This window comes from Paenibacillus sp. UNC499MF (genome assembly GCF_900107975.1).
Taxonomy (GTDB): domain Bacteria; phylum Bacillota; class Bacilli; order Paenibacillales; family NBRC-103111; genus Paenibacillus_F.
In genome coordinates, this window is record NZ_FNVF01000003.1 from 451,488 (window position 1) to 464,346 (window position 12,859).

Genomic DNA, 12,859 nt, shown 5'->3' on the forward strand with positions numbered 1-12,859 from the left:
CGTTGTTCAACGGGATTCCCCTTTGTCCTCGATCATATTGGCTCCGAACGGCTTCTTCGAAAGACCGGCTTCGCTTTCCACGAGCATTTCGATCTTCTTCTCCACCACCTCAAGCTTCTGGCCGCACAGATGAGACAATTTCATGCCTTCCTGGTACAGCTCGATCGCCTGCTCGAGAGGCACATCTCCGCTCTCCAGCTTCGCTACGATTCCTTCCAGCTTGTCCATCGCTTCCTCGAAGCTGATGGCGGTTTCTTCCTGCAAATTACTTTCGTTCCCCATTTGTTTTCTCCTCCATCGCCCAGACGTGGCAGTCGAGCCGTCCGTCGGTCAGCTGAACTCGGACCATATCGCCGATCTGAACCTGCTCGATCGAATTTAATACGCGTTTTTCTTTCTCGTCGTAAACAAGGCTGTATCCCCGCTGCATCACTTTCAGCGGGCTCAGCGCATCCAGGTGGCGCAGCGTGGATACAAGCTGCTGCCTGCGGCCCCTGGCGACGCCCTGCATCGCCAGAGTGAGCGCCCGCTCCGCGCCTTCCACGCGCTTGCGGGCGTAACGCACCTGCTCCTGCGGGTTGAAGCCCGACAGGGTGCGCTCCAGACGCATGCGGCGGTCGCCGGCCCGGCCGACAAGCTGACGCATGCGGAAAGAAAGCTGCTCGCCCAGCCGGTCCAGCCGCTGGGCCGGATGCTGCAGAAGCTGCCGGTGCGGATTGGTCAGGTAAGGCGAGCGGCGGAGCCGGTCCAGCCGGTCCTGACGACGCTGCAGCTGCTGCAGCAGGCCGCGGTGCAGGCGCTGGCGGAGATGAGCCATCTGCTGCTTCAGCTCCAGATGGTGAGGCACCGCCAGCTCCGCCGCGGCCGTAGGCGTCGCCGCCCTGAGGTCGGCGACGAAATCCGCGATGGTGAAGTCGGTCTCGTGGCCGACGGCCGAGATGACGGGGATCGCGGAGGCGAAGATGCTGCGGGCAACGACTTCTTCGTTGAACGCCCACAGCTCCTCCAGCGAACCCCCGCCCCGGCCGACGATCAGCACGTCGACTTCACCGAGCCTGTTCATCGTCTCGATGGCCCGGACGATGGACGGAGCGGCCTGAGCGCCCTGCACCAGCACCGGAAACAGCAGAATCGGCACATTCGGGAACCGCCGCTGCAGGGTGATAATTATGTCCCGGACGGCGGCCCCCGTCGGCGATGTGATCACGCCGACGGCCTTCGGCATCCGGGGAATCGGTTTCTTCCGCTCGGTGCGGAACAAGCCCTCGCTCTCGAGCTTCTGTTTGAGCTGCTCGAACGCGAGGTACAAGCCGCCGATTCCGTCCGGCTGCATCTGCGTGACGTAGAACTGGTACTGCCCGTCCCGTTCGTAGACCGAAACGTTCCCGCGGGCGATCACCATCGTCCCTTCCTTCGGACGGAAAGGAAGCCGCTGGTTGTACGACGCGAACATGATGCTCTTGAGGCGGCTGTCTTTATCTTTAAGCGTAAAATACATATGGCCGCTGGAATGATGCGTAAAGTTGGAAATCTCACCGCGCACCCAAACGTCCTGAAGGCGGTTGTCGCCTTCGAGCTTCATTTTGATATAGCGGTTGAGATCCCTAATGGATAATACGGCGCGCTCGCTCATGCGTTACACGCCCGCTTCTGTACCCGTATTGGACGCGCGGCGGGCCGAGCTCAGCGTATTCTTGAGCAGCATCGTGATGGTCATCGGACCTACACATCCCGGAACCGGTGTAATGTAGCCCGCGATTTCTTTGACGGCATCGAAATCGACATCACCGCACAGCTTGCCTTCGGCGTTGCGGTTCATCCCGACGTCGATCACGACCGCGCCCGGTTTCACGTGCCGGTCTTCAATCACGCCGGCTTTGCCAACCGCCGCAACGAGAATGTCCGCCTGGCGTGTAATATCCTGCAGGTTCGGCGTGCGCGAGTGGCAGATTGTAACCGTAGCATGCTCGCGGAGCAGCAGCATCGCCATCGGCTTGCCGACGATATTGCTTCTTCCGACGACAACGGCATGTTTGCCGGCCGGGGACACGCCGATTTTTTTCAGCACTTCCATAACGCCTGCCGGCGTACAAGGAAGCATGCCTTCTTTGCCGATCATCAGATTACCCACGTTAACCGGGTGGAAACAATCCACATCCTTCTCCGGAGTAATCTCATCTACGACCTGCTCCTCGTTGATGTGGCCTGGAAGCGGAGACTGGACGAGAATTCCGTGAAATTCCGTGTTACGGTTATATTCGTGGATCAGCTTGACAAGCTCTTCCTGGGAAGTATCGGCCGGAAGACGGTGAACATGAGACTGGATGCCGACCTGGGCGCAAGCTTTTTCCTTGTTGTTGACGTAAACATGGGAAGCCTGGTCGTCGCCGACGATAATCACCACAAGTCCGGGTGTCGTGCCCCGTGCGGAAAGCTCCTCGACTTCCTGCTTGATTTCTTCCCGAATGGAACGGACGATTTCTTTGCCGTTAATCACTTCTGCTGCCATGACGGTTCTCCTCCCTAATTCTCCGTGAAATGGTTTTCTCTGTTTTTCCTGTGTCCCTGTTATCTTTGTTATTTCCTTATTGTAGCCCGCAATAAGCAGATAGCGCAAAGCTGCCCGGACAATTCTTCTCAGAAGTCCCGACAACCGTGCGCCCGGTTTATTACTCTTTGCCGCCGCGGATATTTTCCCTCAGCGTATCTACGTCTTTGATCATTTTGCCGAGTACGCCGTTCACGAATTTGCCGGAATCGTCCGTACCGAAATGCTTTGCCAGATCGATGGCCTCGTTAACGACAACCTTCGGCGGGACATCTTCCTGAAACAGCATTTCGAACGCGGCCAGACGCAGCACTTCACGGTCTACGCGGGAAAGCCTGTCCATTTTCCAGCCCTTCAGGTAACCGGCCAGCAGCTCGTCGATGCGGTTCCGGTTGCTTAACGTGCCGTCCACGAGCTCGCGGATATACTCCGGCATAATTTTTTCCTTATGATCTACCTGGGCCTCGTTATCGTTCTCCGCCTCATGTACGGCAACGTTCACCGCTTCCGCCGCCGAAACCCCGTTCATATCGATCTGATACAAGCTCTGCAAAGCTATTTCTCTGGCTACTCTACGCCTCATTGTATGCCTCCCACATCTTAAACCGCTAGTTCGTTCGTCTACGTCTAGTATACGTCATTTTAAATCCAACCCAAACAAAAAAATCCAAGGTTGAACCCAGGATTTCAGCGAAACATTCTCCATTTTTGCGTAAGAAATTGCCAAAGGTTCTGGAAAGGGAGCAGAAAATCTTCGCCCCGGTCTACTTTTTTGCCGATATAATACCCCAGGAACACGATAAATGCAAAAATCAGCATATCCCAGAAGCCGAAAAACAGATAGACCAGGCCCAGAACAAGTCCGGCGCCTCCGCCGGTTATCGTTCCGGGGTGCTCCTGCCACAATTTTCTCCACATGAGAGGACCCACCTCTATTCTACCCGGCTTTTAAACGTTGGGGTATTCTGCACGATATTCGCCACATACACGGATACGACGGAGACCGGGATTCCCGTAATCTCTTCCACGTGATTCTTGACCGCGGACTGCATTTCCTCCGTAATTTCCGGAATGGAAGTTTCCCCGTCCACTACGGTGCGGATACCGATCTCGAGTCCGGCTTCGCTCACCTTCACACGGGCGCGCAAATCGCGTACGCCACGGCTTCTTCCGGCCGCTTTCAACGACAGATTCTCCACCGTTTCCACCGAAATCCGGATATCCCCGTACTCGCTGCGCTGGTCGATAGACGGCGCCTGCGTACGGCTTCTGCGGACAGATATGTAAAAAAAGCGGATGCTGATCAGAAAAATAACGATTCCGGCTCCGATTACCCATGCCTTGGATACGGTAAAGCCGCTGTCGAACACATCCTGGAGAAAATAATCGGTCGATCTCATCGGAATGAGCTGAAAAGCTGCGAGTACGGCGATGGCGGAAAGGAACATGATCGCGAGGCTAAAAAGAAATAACAGGAGTCTGTCCAATAGTTTGACCACAGCAAATGGCTCCTTCCGAAATAAGTGAGGAACCCCCGTCCTTAGCGGTTGGGGGTCAGTGTGTAGCCGCTGCTATTTATTATTTTACGCGCAGTGCGGCCGAATCCTCTTCAACCGGCTTCTCGGCCGTCTTGAATTGGACGTCGTGAATGTGAACGTTTACTTCCACGACACTCAGCCCTGTCATCGATTCGATTGCCAATTTCACGTTCTGTTGGATCTTGCCGGCCACTTCGGGAATCCGGTGTCCGAATTCCATCACGATCGAAACATCGATCGCCGCTTCGCGCTGACCGACGTCCACCTTGATGCCTTTGGCAAAGTTTTTGCGTCCGAGAAGCTCGGTAATGCCGTTGACAAAGCCTCCGCTCATGCCGGCCACGCCTTCAACCTCGACGGTAGCGAGTCCCGCAATCACTTCTATGACTTCGGGAGCGATCTGAATGGTGCCCATATCTGTCTTCTCGTAATCCGCTGCAATCATCGTCATCCTATGCAACCCTCCTGCACGTTTGGGATAAGCCCACTAATTTAATACTATACCATTCCGGGATTTTTATGACAACGAATCCGCTCAGGATTCCGGGTCGTTCACGTCGTGCTCTTCCAGGAATTTGATATCGAAGTCTCCGCTCAGGAATTTGCGATGATTCAGCAGCTTCAAGTGAAAAGGAATCGTCGTATGGACGCCTTCGACTTCAAACTCGGCCAATGCACGCTTCATCCGGTTCACGGCTTCTTCACGGGTCGCTCCCCATACGATCAGCTTGGCGATCATGGAATCGTAATGCGGAGGAATCACATACCCCGGATAAGCCGCACTGTCCACGCGGACGCCTATGCCGCCCGGAGGCAGATAGAAGTTGATGCGTCCCGGAGAAGGCATAAAGTTGCGCTCGGGGTCTTCCGCATTAATCCGGCATTCGATCGACCAGCCGTTAATCTGAATATCTTCCTGCGTAAACGGAAGCGGGTTGCCTTCGGCGGCGCGGATCATTTCCTTGATCAGGTCGACGCCCGTAACGTATTCCGTCACCGGATGCTCCACCTGGATACGGGTATTCATTTCCATGAAGTAGAAGTTCCCGTCCGGCCCGAGCAAAAATTCAAGTGTTCCCGCACCGGAATAGTTGACGGCCTTCGCCGCGCGTACGGCAGCTTCCCCCATCGCCTGACGGATTTCAGGCGACAAGGTCGGGCAAGGAGCCTCTTCGACCAGCTTCTGGCGGCGGCGCTGCACCGAGCAGTCGCGTTCGCCGAGATGGACCGCGTTGCCGTGCTTGTCCGCTATGATCTGAATCTCGACGTGCTTCATGCCCGTCAAGTATTTCTCCAGGTAAACGCCGGAGTTGCCGAAGTTCAGCTGGGCTTCCTGCTGGGCCGTCATAATATGCTGGATCAGCATATCCTCGCTTTCGGCGATCCGGATGCCTTTGCCTCCGCCGCCGGCCGTCGCTTTGATAATAAGCGGATAACCGATGTCACGGCCGAGAGAAATGGCTTCGTCGAGGTCCTCGATCAGCCCGTCGGAGCCGGGAATAACGGGAACGCCCGCTTCCTTCATCGTCTGCTTCGCGACAGCCTTGTCCCCCATTTTGGTAATGGCTTCCGGGGAAGGACCGATAAACGTAATGTTGCAGCTTTCGCAGATCTCCGCGAAATCCGCATTTTCCGCCAGAAACCCGTAACCGGGGTGAATGGCGTCCGTATCGGTGAGCGTGGCCACGCTCATGATATTTGTAAAATTCAAATAGCTGTCTTTGGAAGGCGTAGGTCCGATGCAGTACGCTTCGTCTGCTAGACGGACGTGAAGAGCGTCCCGGTCCGCTTCCGAATAGACGGCAATCGTCTGAATGCCAAGTTCACGGCAGGCGCGAATAATCCGCACGGCAATTTCACCGCGGTTTGCAATTAAGACTTTCTGAAAACCCATTTTGTTCCCTCCGTTCAATTACTCCGGCTTCACCAAGAACAGAGGCTGGCCGTACTCGACAAGTTGGCCGTTCTCGACCAGAATTTCAACGATTTCGCCTTTTACTTCCGCTTCGATCTCATTCATCAGCTTCATTGCTTCCACGATGCAGACGACCGATTTCTCGTTCACGTTAGAACCTTTCGAAACAAACGGGGCAGATCCCGGAGAGGAAGCCTGGTAGAATGTGCCTACCATAGGCGATACGATTTTATGTAAGGTAGAATCCGATTCCTTCTGTTCATCCGCTTTCGGAGCTTCTGCTGCCACTTGTGCGGGAGCGCTTCCGGGTACCGCTTGAGCAATGGCGGGCGCGTACGTTTGCTGCACGGGAGCCGCCGTAACGACTACGGACTCGGTTTTGTTAGGTTTGCGTATCGACAAACGCGCACCCTCGTTTTCAATTTCGAGTTCCTGCAGGGACGTCTGGTCCATTAGTTTCATTAATTCTTTAATTTCGCTCAGCTTGAACATCCATGTCACTCCTTCAAAAATGGTGAACCGATGCCGTAATACGACGTATGTATTATATCACAACCGCAAGAAATGGAAAGAGTCCAGTTTGTCCGGACTCTTTCCATTTCTGATAGCTATGGGGTTAAAGGCTTTCTCCCGGCCGAATTCCGGGCCTTTTTTCCTGCCGCTTACTTCACGTACTGGACCGAAATTTCGGGTCCGACCTTCAGTTCCTTCATCACGGTTTCCACGATGGAAACCGCCTGGCTTTTCTCGAGTTTATCCGACTGTACGGTCACTTTCCACTTGCTTCCGTCCTGGGTCAGAACCGCGTTCGGGTAATCTTTGGAGAGAACGTCCTCCACATTCGTTACGCGCGTATTCGTATCCTCGATCTGCTGAAGCTCCTGCTGAGCTTTGCTCACCGCTTCGGAGGACTGATTTTTATCGGTGATGAGCGTCAGCAGCTCTTCGGTCTTCTTGGACAGGGCGTCCTGGCGGTCGAGCTGGAGCTTCGTGAGGTAGTCACGGCCGGATTTGCTGCTGGCCTGCGTCTGCTGGCTCACTTTGGCTTCCGCCGAAGCCGGAGCGGCCGCCGCATCTTTGCCGTCTTTCGACGCGGTCGCGTCCGTTTTCGTGTCCTGCGCCTTGGAATCGCCTGCCTTCGCTTCCGCTTTCACGTCGGTCTTGGCATCGGTCTTGCCGTCAGTTTTGGCGTCGGCTGTCGCTTTCGTGTCGCCGGCTTTCGCATCGGCCGCTTTATCGGTGGCGGAAGCTTTACCCGCTTCGGCGACGGCCTGCTCCGGGGATACCTGGCTCAGATCAATTTTCACTTCATCCGCTTTAGGAGCCGTGGAAGCGACATCCACCTTGCTGACATCCTCGGTGAACAGATAATAGGCGGACAGTACGACCATCAGGCTCAGCATGGAAACGAGCCATATTGTTTGTCTTTTGGCATTCATAGAATAATTCCTCCTAACGGATTAATAAGTAATGGGATTGCCGCACACGGCTTTACATGCTGCTTGATTTGCTGCCTTACTTGCTAGCTTACTTATGCCGGAATGCCTGGGCTTTCTTGCAAAGCCCCGCTATTCGGCTGTTTTTCTCGGGAGAATGGAGATCCGGTGAACCGGAACGTCGATGCCCCGGGCGACGGCTTCGATCATCATCTTCTTGACGGTAAGATCTTCGGCCCCTTTGGCGACTACGAGCACTCCGCTCACTTTGGGTTTAATCGTCTTGACGACAAGGGGCTGCTGATCGCCCGACACCTGATAAAGCACGACTTTGCCTTCCTTCGTAACCTGGGAAATATTCCGGTTCGCGCCGTTCGTATCTTTTTCCGTCGTCAGCTGCTGGTTTTCCTTCGAATCCTTCTCCACGACGATTTCTTCCGTAGATTCAATCGTAATCAGCACTTCCACATCCCCCACGCCGACTACTTTGCGGAGGATATCCCTGAGCCGGGATTCGTAGGCTTCCTCGTATTCCCGGAAAGGCGTTTTGTCCTTGGCCGCTCCGCCTATAAACGTTTCTTTGCCCGGCTGGGACAAAGGGGACGCCCGGCTGTCGCCGGCGGGTTCCACTTCTTTGAAATTGAGAAACGAGCTTAAAATCATCAAGGCGGCACCGACCAGACCGAGCAGTACAATCCAAAGAAAGGAATTGGAACGTTTGCCGTCCTCGCCTGTCCCGAACCATTTACTCCTCCACTGCTTCCAAGAGCCCATCCGCTCACCTCACCATCGCTCCCTGCCGCTTCTTCTGGTTTTCCTAAAGCTTCGACTTTTCCTTCGTCCATTGCACCGAAATGTGAGACGGGTCAACCTTCCAGCCAAGCTCTGCGGCCTTGGCGAGCTTCTCCTCCGCTGCCCGCTGCGCCGGGGTCGGCTGCTCCCCGGTCTGTGCGGCAACGGCACCGTCGCCCGGGCCGCTTGGGCCGCCGATGCGGACATCCACGGGCGCCACGGAGGCGATGGGCGCGACCGGCTTTACCGGCCCCATGCCGGATGCTCCGGCCTCACCCGCGAGGGCGCCGCTGCTGGCGTCCGGTGCCGCAGCCGCAGGTGCCGCGTCGTCCAGCGTCAGCTCGACGCTGGCCACCGATGCGGCGCCCTGCCCGTCCACCGCCGCCTTCACCCGGATGTCCCGGATGAGATAAGGCGTTTCCTTCTGCAGCGTCTGCCTCATCTCGGCGGCCAGCTTCTCTTCCAGCAGGCGGACGGCCTGCTCCCGGCTGCCGGCCTGAAGCCGGTCCGACTGCTCCATGACCGCCTGAAGCGATGCCGGCTGGCCGGGAGGTCCGACCCCTGCGGGTGCCTGACGTCCGCCGGCCGCCCCGGCGCTCCCAAGCTGCTGCCCCTGCTGAGCCTCGGCGAGAAGCCGTGCCGGGTCCCAGCTTTTGCGGGTCAACTGCAGCAGGGGCGAAAGAAGCGTCAGCAGGATGAACAGGCTCATCGCCGTCCGGACATACCGCTGCATCTTGTTCGTCGGGAGCATCAGCTCGATAAAAGCGGCGAGCAGAATCAGGGCGACGACCGTCTTGAGCCAACCGCCTAGCCAATCCACGGGGCAAGCCTCCTTCTTAGGCGAGCAAGCTCCCGTCCGGCAGCTCCAGGTTGTTTGAGCTTGTTCGCCTATGCTTGTATATATTCGTCAACATTTCGGGATATGCCAATTTTTTGACGGATGCTTACGGGTCCTGCCTGCCTAGCGCACCATTACGGCGATATTCCCGGCCGTTATCATAATCGTGAGGGCAAGGAAAAACATGAGGCCGACGGCCGACAAGGCGGCGAACACATACACCATGCTCTTGCCGATCGTGGACAGACAGGCGATGATGGGGCTGTCACCCAAAGGCTGCATGACGGCCGCACTAATGTGGTAGATCAGGGCCAGCACCAAAATTTTGATCGCCGGAAACGCGCAAAGCAGAATCACGATGACGACTCCGGTCAGGCCGACCGCATTTTTCACAAGCAGCGAGGCTCCCAGCACCGTCTCCGTCGCGTCCGAGAACAGTCTGCCGACAATCGGGATAAAATTGCCCGCGATATACTTCGCGGTTCGCAGCGTTACGCCGTCGGTTACGGCCCCCATGCTCCCCTGCACGGAAATGACGCCCAGAAACACGGTCACGAATACCCCGAGCGTACCGATGGCGATTTTCTGGAGAAGTTTTGCCAGTTGGGTCACTTTATACTTGTCCGTCATGGAACTGACGATATGGAGAACAGCCGAGAAGAACAGCAGCGGAAAGACGAATACATAGATGACCGTGCCGATGGTATGGATCATGAACACAATCAGGGGATGCAAAATGGCCACCGACGTGATTCCCCCCGAAGAAGCGAGCAGAGACAGCAGAAGGGGCATGAGGGCGATCATAAACTGAATCATGGACGAAATCGCTCCGTTGGCATACTCGATAGCTACCTGAAAGCTGTTCACCGCTATAATCAAGAGCACCAGATAAGACACGACAAAGGCGACCTTGCTGACATTGTTGCGTTCAAACGAGCTTTGCAGCGTCTCCAGCAGCATGCTGAATACGGTAAGAATCACAATCGACACAAGCAGCTTTCCATTGACCACTATTTCGTGAAAAAGATATTTTAGCGCCCCTTTCCACAAGTTGGAGAAATCGAACGCTTTCGTCCCGGTGATCAGATCGGAAAAGCTCGGAGGCCGGTTTTCGGGAAAATAGCCTCCGTAATCTTTCATAAGCTTGTCCCAGAACTTCTCGACAGACGCCGTATCGAGCTGGTTCGTCTGTTCTTTAACAAGCGTATCGATCGGGTTGACGGGATTTTGACTTTGCGCCCCCGTGTGGCTGAGAAAGCCTAAGAATAGTGCGACGAATAAGACAAGTATTGTCCACGTCCTTTGCGGCATCTGCTGCGCCAATGCTCTCCACTCCCTATCCGGTCCAGCTCCCGTTCAGGCTTGTCCCGTTGTTCAGGCGGCCGGAAACAGTTTAATCACGGTTTCGATAATGACGGTAATAATCGGAATGGCCATGACCATAATGAGAATCTTGCCGGAGAGCTCGATTTTCGAAGCGATCGATTCCTGCCCCGCATCCCTTACGATCTGCGCACCGAATTCCGCTATGTACGCGATGCCGATGATTTTGAGGATCGTTTTCAAAAACACCATGTTGACGCCGGACTGCTGCGCCAGATTATGGAGCACTTCGATGACCGAAGCGATTTTGCCGACCAGAAAAAGAAAAATCAGAATGCCCGTAAACGCCGCCAGCAGGAAAGCGAACATCGGCTTCTGTTCCTTGATAATGAGGATGAGGACAGTGGCGATCAGGCCGAGTCCGACGATTTGAATAATCTCCACGTCATCCCTCCTACTGGAACAAAAAGATGGTTTTGATTTCCTGGAACAAATTATCGAGCAGCCTGACCACCATAAACAGCACGACGACGAAACCGATGACCGTTACCCAATGGGCCATGTCTTCTTTCCCCATCTGCTTCAGCACCGTATGGATCATGGCGATAATAATCCCGATTCCGGCGATCTGAAAAATGGCGTTTACATCTACGTTCATGCTCGGCACCCCACTTTAATACATCAAAATAACGATCAATGCTCCCACCAGCACGCCCAGGCTTTTCCACATCGCTTCATAGCGCTTCTGCTCTTCCGCAGCCGTTGTCTCTTCGGCCTGGAGCTGAAGAACCGACAGGCGCAGATGCTTGGCCTGATCGGTACGGTCGCTGGCCCCGAGCGTCTGCCCGAGCCGGAGGACGACCTGCAGCTCGGCCGGTTTCATCGCGGAGTTCCGCCAGCCGTGCTGCACAGCGTCGCGCCAGATGGCGCTCAGCGTGTCGTCTTGCGGCTCCGACAGGCGGTCCGCCAACTCGCGGAACACGCCCGCCAAAGGCGCCCGCGTCTGCCCGCTCAGCGTTGCCATCGCATCGGGCAATGGCGTCGAGCCGTAGACGATTTCGGTTTCCAGCCGCTGGAGCGCCTGAATCACTTCCCGGATCTGCTGCGGCCGTCTCCGGTACCTTCTCGCTTTGGCGAATCCGAAGCCAGCTCCGGCTCCGAGCACGAGAGCGGCTCCCGCAAGTTTGATCCACATCGCTTCATCCCCTTCCGCCGGTTGAAAATATAGTGTTCCAACCGCCTGCCTTCTCCGCGGCCGGAGTACGGTATGCACCGAAGACGGCAAGCTGGCGGCCTTCCCCGTCCAGCACGTGCACGAGGCGCCCGCCCGCGGCCGAGCGGCCGAGAATCACATAGCGGCCGAAAACGCCGCTTTCGAAAAGCCCCCCGAGGGCGGGTCTTCGCTTGACATCGTCCAGGTCCCGGCCGTGAGCCGTGGCGATGACCCGGATTCCCGCATGAAGGGCCTCGCGGATAGCCTCGGCATCTTCATAGCGTCCGATCTCGTCCACGATCAGCACCTCCGGAGACATCGAGCGGATCATCATCATCATGCCCTCCGCTTTCGGGCAGGCGTCCAGCACATCGGTGCGCGGCCCCAGGTCGAATCGCGGCACCCCGCGCTCGGAAGCGGCGATTTCGGAGCGCTCGTCGACGATGCCGACTTTCCAGCCATTGCTCCTCCGCGGGGTCTCCCGCGCGGCGCACGGGCGGGCGGGATCCGGGTTCCTCGCAGCGGATCCGGCACCGGAAAACGGGTTCCCGGCTCCTCCCACTCCGCCCGGCAAGCCCGGGCCGCCGCTAGTGCCGGCACGGGAACCGCCGCCGGGAGAGGCACCGGTCCCGCCGGGACCGCCCTCGCAGCCCGCTGCCGGCAAACACGCTTCCCCGCTGCTGATCAGCCGCGCCAGATCGCGGATCAGCGTCGTTTTCCCCAGCTGGGGAGGCGAAATCAGAAGCGTATGGTGAACGCTTCCCGACTCCGGATCGAGCAGATGAGGAAGCACCGGTTTACCGGCTCCGGGCAGTTCCCTCGCGATCCGGATGTTAAACGAGCCGACATCGCGAATATGTTTGACGCTTCCCCCTTCGAGGACGACCCGTCCCGCCAGCCCTACCCGGTGACCGCCCGGAATGGTAATATAACCGCGCTTCAGTTCTTCCTCGAAAGAGTAGAAGGAATGACGGGTCAACAGTTCGAGCAGAGTTTTGCACTCTTCACGGGACGGCCTGTACGCCCGCGAGGCTTCGGTGTCCGGCAGACCATCCCGCGTAACGAACGCGCAGCTCCGGTCAAATACGATCTCCAGGGGACGGTCCTGACGGATCCGGATTTCTTCCAGCTCCGCGCGCAAATGCTCAGGCAGGGATTCCAGTACCCCCCGTATGGAAGCGGGCAGATGGGCGAATACGGACGCAAGCACAGCCTCACCTCCGGAATGTCTTGTCCTTTGTCTTTATATGTATGTC

The 12,859-nt window shown here is 56.7% G+C and carries 17 protein-coding genes; all 17 read right to left on the reverse strand.

What is annotated here, in order from left to right:
- Positions 1 to 6 precede the first annotated feature (6 nt).
- Positions 7 to 282, reverse strand: a complete 276-nt coding sequence (xseB, locus tag C4S74_RS10175) for an exodeoxyribonuclease VII small subunit (protein WP_103995211.1) — start codon at positions 280 to 282, stop codon at positions 7 to 9.
- Positions 266 to 1,633 carry an exodeoxyribonuclease VII large subunit gene (gene xseA, locus C4S74_RS10180; protein ID WP_103995212.1) on the reverse strand — a complete coding sequence of 456 codons (1,368 nt, stop codon included), beginning with the start codon at positions 1,631 to 1,633 and terminating at the stop codon, positions 266 to 268. The genes xseB and xseA overlap by 17 nt, the downstream gene beginning before the upstream one ends.
- Before the next feature lie 3 nt (positions 1,634 to 1,636).
- On the reverse strand, positions 1,637 to 2,509 hold the full coding sequence (gene folD, locus C4S74_RS10185) for a bifunctional methylenetetrahydrofolate dehydrogenase/methenyltetrahydrofolate cyclohydrolase FolD (RefSeq protein WP_103995213.1): 873 nt from the start codon (positions 2,507 to 2,509) through the stop codon (positions 1,637 to 1,639).
- 160 nt (positions 2,510 to 2,669) lie between these two features.
- Positions 2,670 to 3,131, reverse strand: coding sequence for a transcription antitermination factor NusB (gene nusB, locus C4S74_RS10190; RefSeq protein WP_103995214.1), 462 nt, complete (start codon positions 3,129 to 3,131; stop codon positions 2,670 to 2,672).
- Between the two features lie 104 nt (positions 3,132 to 3,235).
- Positions 3,236 to 3,466: a DUF2273 domain-containing protein gene (locus C4S74_RS10195; RefSeq protein ID WP_103995215.1), complete on the reverse strand. Its 231-nt coding sequence runs from the start codon at positions 3,464 to 3,466 to the stop codon at positions 3,236 to 3,238.
- Positions 3,467 to 3,480: 14 nt separating this feature from the next.
- Positions 3,481 to 4,047, reverse strand: coding sequence for an alkaline shock response membrane anchor protein AmaP (gene amaP / locus C4S74_RS10200; RefSeq protein ID WP_103995216.1), 567 nt, complete (start codon positions 4,045 to 4,047; stop codon positions 3,481 to 3,483).
- 79 nt (positions 4,048 to 4,126) lie between these two features.
- Entirely contained in the window at positions 4,127 to 4,537 is a 411-nt protein-coding gene (locus tag C4S74_RS10205) for an Asp23/Gls24 family envelope stress response protein (RefSeq protein ID WP_103995217.1), read from the reverse strand.
- An 84-nt stretch (positions 4,538 to 4,621) separates the two neighbouring features.
- Positions 4,622 to 5,980: an acetyl-CoA carboxylase biotin carboxylase subunit gene (gene accC, locus C4S74_RS10210; protein WP_103995218.1), complete on the reverse strand. Its 1,359-nt coding sequence runs from the start codon at positions 5,978 to 5,980 to the stop codon at positions 4,622 to 4,624.
- A gap of 18 nt (positions 5,981 to 5,998) precedes the next feature.
- Entirely contained in the window at positions 5,999 to 6,493 is a 495-nt protein-coding gene (accB, locus tag C4S74_RS10215) for an acetyl-CoA carboxylase biotin carboxyl carrier protein (protein ID WP_103995219.1), read from the reverse strand.
- Positions 6,494 to 6,663: 170 nt separating this feature from the next.
- Positions 6,664 to 7,440: a SpoIIIAH-like family protein gene (locus tag C4S74_RS10220; RefSeq protein ID WP_103995220.1), complete on the reverse strand. Its 777-nt coding sequence runs from the start codon at positions 7,438 to 7,440 to the stop codon at positions 6,664 to 6,666.
- A 129-nt stretch (positions 7,441 to 7,569) separates the two neighbouring features.
- The gene (spoIIIAG, locus tag C4S74_RS10225) at positions 7,570 to 8,211 is read right to left on the reverse strand and encodes a stage III sporulation protein AG (RefSeq protein ID WP_103995221.1); all 642 of its coding nucleotides are present in this window, start codon (positions 8,209 to 8,211) and stop codon (positions 7,570 to 7,572) included.
- 43 nt (positions 8,212 to 8,254) lie between these two features.
- Positions 8,255 to 9,049, reverse strand: a complete 795-nt coding sequence (locus C4S74_RS10230) for a stage III sporulation protein AF (RefSeq protein WP_103995222.1) — start codon at positions 9,047 to 9,049, stop codon at positions 8,255 to 8,257.
- Between the two features lie 141 nt (positions 9,050 to 9,190).
- Positions 9,191 to 10,390, reverse strand: a complete 1,200-nt coding sequence (spoIIIAE, locus tag C4S74_RS10235; protein WP_103995223.1) for a stage III sporulation protein AE — start codon at positions 10,388 to 10,390, stop codon at positions 9,191 to 9,193.
- A 51-nt stretch (positions 10,391 to 10,441) separates the two neighbouring features.
- Positions 10,442 to 10,834 carry a stage III sporulation protein AD gene (gene spoIIIAD, locus C4S74_RS10240; RefSeq protein WP_103995224.1) on the reverse strand — a complete coding sequence of 131 codons (393 nt, stop codon included), beginning with the start codon at positions 10,832 to 10,834 and terminating at the stop codon, positions 10,442 to 10,444.
- Between the two features lie 10 nt (positions 10,835 to 10,844).
- Positions 10,845 to 11,048, reverse strand: coding sequence for a stage III sporulation protein AC (gene spoIIIAC / locus C4S74_RS10245; protein WP_009674926.1), 204 nt, complete (start codon positions 11,046 to 11,048; stop codon positions 10,845 to 10,847).
- A 15-nt stretch (positions 11,049 to 11,063) separates the two neighbouring features.
- A complete protein-coding gene (spoIIIAB, locus tag C4S74_RS10250; protein ID WP_103995225.1) occupies positions 11,064 to 11,585 on the reverse strand; it encodes a stage III sporulation protein SpoIIIAB in 522 nt (173 codons plus the stop codon).
- Between the two features lie 4 nt (positions 11,586 to 11,589).
- The gene (locus C4S74_RS10255) at positions 11,590 to 12,813 is read right to left on the reverse strand and encodes a stage III sporulation protein AA (RefSeq protein ID WP_103995226.1); all 1,224 of its coding nucleotides are present in this window, start codon (positions 12,811 to 12,813) and stop codon (positions 11,590 to 11,592) included.
- Positions 12,814 to 12,859: the final 46 nt, after the last annotated feature.

Coding starts and splice junctions, on each gene's coding strand:
- accC (WP_103995218.1), bottom strand. CDS start 5,980: ATGGGTTTTCAGAAAGTCTTAATTGCAAACCGCGGTGAAATTGCCGTG.
- accB (WP_103995219.1), bottom strand. CDS start 6,493: ATGTTCAAGCTGAGCGAAATTAAAGAATTAATGAAACTAATGGACCAG.
- C4S74_RS10220 (WP_103995220.1), bottom strand. CDS start 7,440: ATGAATGCCAAAAGACAAACAATATGGCTCGTTTCCATGCTGAGCCTG.
- spoIIIAG (WP_103995221.1), bottom strand. CDS start 8,211: ATGGGCTCTTGGAAGCAGTGGAGGAGTAAATGGTTCGGGACAGGCGAG.
- spoIIIAC (WP_009674926.1), bottom strand. CDS start 11,048: ATGAACGTAGATGTAAACGCCATTTTTCAGATCGCCGGAATCGGGATT.
- spoIIIAB (WP_103995225.1), bottom strand. CDS start 11,585: ATGTGGATCAAACTTGCGGGAGCCGCTCTCGTGCTCGGAGCCGGAGCT.
- xseA (WP_103995212.1), bottom strand. CDS start 1,633: ATGAGCGAGCGCGCCGTATTATCCATTAGGGATCTCAACCGCTATATC.
- C4S74_RS10195 (WP_103995215.1), bottom strand. CDS start 3,466: ATGTGGAGAAAATTGTGGCAGGAGCACCCCGGAACGATAACCGGCGGA.
- folD (WP_103995213.1), bottom strand. CDS start 2,509: ATGGCAGCAGAAGTGATTAACGGCAAAGAAATCGTCCGTTCCATTCGG.
- nusB (WP_103995214.1), bottom strand. CDS start 3,131: ATGAGGCGTAGAGTAGCCAGAGAAATAGCTTTGCAGAGCTTGTATCAG.
- xseB (WP_103995211.1), bottom strand. CDS start 282: ATGGGGAACGAAAGTAATTTGCAGGAAGAAACCGCCATCAGCTTCGAG.
- C4S74_RS10205 (WP_103995217.1), bottom strand. CDS start 4,537: ATGACGATGATTGCAGCGGATTACGAGAAGACAGATATGGGCACCATT.